Origin of the sequence: Rhizobium sp. PP-CC-3G-465 (assembly GCF_004343445.1) — a bacterium.
Lineage (GTDB): Bacteria > Pseudomonadota > Alphaproteobacteria > Rhizobiales > Rhizobiaceae > Ferranicluibacter > Ferranicluibacter rubi.
This window is the reverse complement of sequence record NZ_SLYH01000052.1, coordinates 1-2,156: the sequence shown is the minus strand read 5'-3', so window position 1 is coordinate 2,156 and position 2,156 is coordinate 1. Positions and strand designations below refer to the sequence as shown.

At 57.8% G+C, this 2,156-nt stretch carries 2 protein-coding genes; both read left to right on the top strand.

Annotated features, from left to right (window positions below; genetic code table 11):
* Nucleotides 1-84 precede the first annotated feature (84 nt).
* Nucleotides 85-471, top strand: coding sequence for a GNAT family N-acetyltransferase (locus C8J33_RS26760; protein ID WP_422039210.1), 387 nt, complete (start codon nucleotides 85-87; stop codon nucleotides 469-471).
* A 73-nt stretch (nucleotides 472-544) separates the two neighbouring features.
* The gene (locus C8J33_RS26755) at nucleotides 545-1,990 is read left to right on the top strand and encodes an IS1182 family transposase (RefSeq protein WP_132665931.1); all 1,446 of its coding nucleotides are present in this window, start codon (nucleotides 545-547) and stop codon (nucleotides 1,988-1,990) included.
* Nucleotides 1,991-2,156: the final 166 nt, after the last annotated feature.

The window sequence follows — 2,156 nt, the reverse complement described above, 5'->3', positions numbered from 1 at the left end:
CAGACTGTCTGAAAACCACGCGTATTCTCTTATGGCGAAAGCAGAGATATCGTGGATGCCGGAAGCGATGCGCATGGGAGTGTGATGATCTTGGAGTATAAGACAAACCCTCACCCTTCCTCTTCCGATTTGAATCCCCTCTGGTCCGCTGCATGGGGAGCGCCTGCGCCGGCATCGCTCGCTGAAATACTCTCACGCAGTCTCGGCCATATCGGTGTCTATGATGGCGATAGAATTATCGGGTTTGTTAATGTCGCTTGGGACGGTGGAACCCACGCGTTCATTCTCGATACATGCGTTCATCCCGACTACCGTAGGCTCGGTATCGCAACTCGTCTTGTCGAGGAGGCAATAGCACTGGCTCGACAAAAAGGTGCCGGTTGGCTTCATGTCGATTTTGAGCCTCACCTTGAGGCGTTTTATCGAAAATGTGGTTTCCGTCCGACGGCAGCGGGGTTGATCGCCCTTTAGGCAATTCATTTTGGGAACTGGTCAAGCTCCGTTGCGGATTCCAGAGAATAGGAGTCCGTGGTAATATTTTGGCATGGCACATCTTTCAGGAACAGATCGCGCGCAACTGCTGCTTCTGCCGGAAGCGGTTGACGATTACGTCGGCGCGGACAACCCGGTCCGCTTCATCGAGGCTTTCGTGGACGGCCTTGATCTTGCCGCCGCAGGCTTCGTGCGGGTGGCTGCGAAGGAGACCGGCCGTCCGGGTTATGATCCGGCCGATTTGCTGAAGTTGTACGTTTATGGCTACATCAACCGCGTACGATCCAGCCGGCGGCTGGAGGCAGAGACCCATCGCAATATCGAGGTCATCTGGCTGCTGCGGCACCTGAAGCCTGACTTCCGCACCATCGCCGATTTCCGCCGCGTGAACCGGTCGGCCTTCAAGCAGGTGTTCCGTGAGTTCGTCATCCTGTGCCGGCAGCTTGATCTATTCGGGCGAGAGCTTCTGGCGGTCGATGGCACGCGCATCAAGGCGGTGAACAACAAGGATCGCAACTTCACACGGGGAGCGTTGACGAAGTTCATCGACGAAGCCGACGAGAAACTGGCCGACTACATGAAACGGCTCGATGAAGGCGATGCACAAGAGGAGAAAGCCAGCAGCCATGGCGGCAGTTGCGGTCGCAGCGACGTCAAGCTCGCGGAAAAGATCGCGGCGATCAAAGGCAAGCGGGACCGTCACAAGGCGCTGTTGGATGAGTTGGATAAGACCGGCGAGGACCAGATCTCCCTGACCGACCCAGATGCTCGCGCCATGGCGCGCATGACCAAGGTCGGCGTCGGCTACAACATCCAACTCGCCGTTGATGTAAAGCACAAGCTGATCGCCGAGCAGGAGGTCTGCAACCAGGTGCTCGACATGGGGCTTCTCGTGCCGACGGTCGAGGCGGCGATGGACACGCTCGGCGTCGATAGGATCGAGGCGGTGGCGGACCGGGGCTACTTCAAGATCGAGGATATAGAGGCTTGCGAGAAAGCCGGCATCACCGCCTATGTTCCCAAGCCGATCCGTGGTCCGGCCGTGGCCGAGGGCTTCTTCTCCAAGGAGGAATTCCGCTATGATCCAGACAAGGATATTTACCTTTGCCCCGCAGACCAGGTGCTCTCACCCCGCCACTTTGGCAAGTCACGCGACAATGTGAAGATCGACTACGTCAACCGCGACGCCTGCAAAGCGTGCAGCCTGCGCGAACGCTGCACTAAAAGCTTCCGTCGTGTGTCGCGCCTTGAGAACGAGGCGGTGCTCGACCGCATGGCAGCCCGCCTCGTGGCCCGGCCTGACATACTTGACCGACGGCGCGAAAGCGTCGAGCACCCGTTCGGCACGATCAAGCAATGGATGTATCAGGGCGCGTTCCTGATGCGCAGGCTGGAAAACGTCCGCGGGGAGTTCAGCCTGACGGCGCTCGCCTACAACATCAAAAGGGCCATCACCCTTGTCGGCGTTGCAGGTCTGATTGCCGCTGTCAGAGCCTGAGATGTCGCTCAATGCAGTTTTTTGAACCACACAGGCGAGAACAGGCGCTCAATTCCGCCACCTCGGGACTTTTTGGCTGCGAAATCTGAAAAATCTCGTCGCCCATAGAGTTCCGGCATTGAACAGCGCAGGACTTCATTCCCCAAAAGAGTTTTTGGACGCTCTG

Bases quoted from the DNA above. Each gene is read 5' to 3' on its own strand.
- C8J33_RS26755 (WP_132665931.1), top strand. From the start codon at position 545: ATGGCACATCTTTCAGGAACAGATCGCGCGCAACTGCTGCTTCTGCCG.
- C8J33_RS26760 (WP_422039210.1), top strand. From the start codon at position 85: ATGATCTTGGAGTATAAGACAAACCCTCACCCTTCCTCTTCCGATTTG.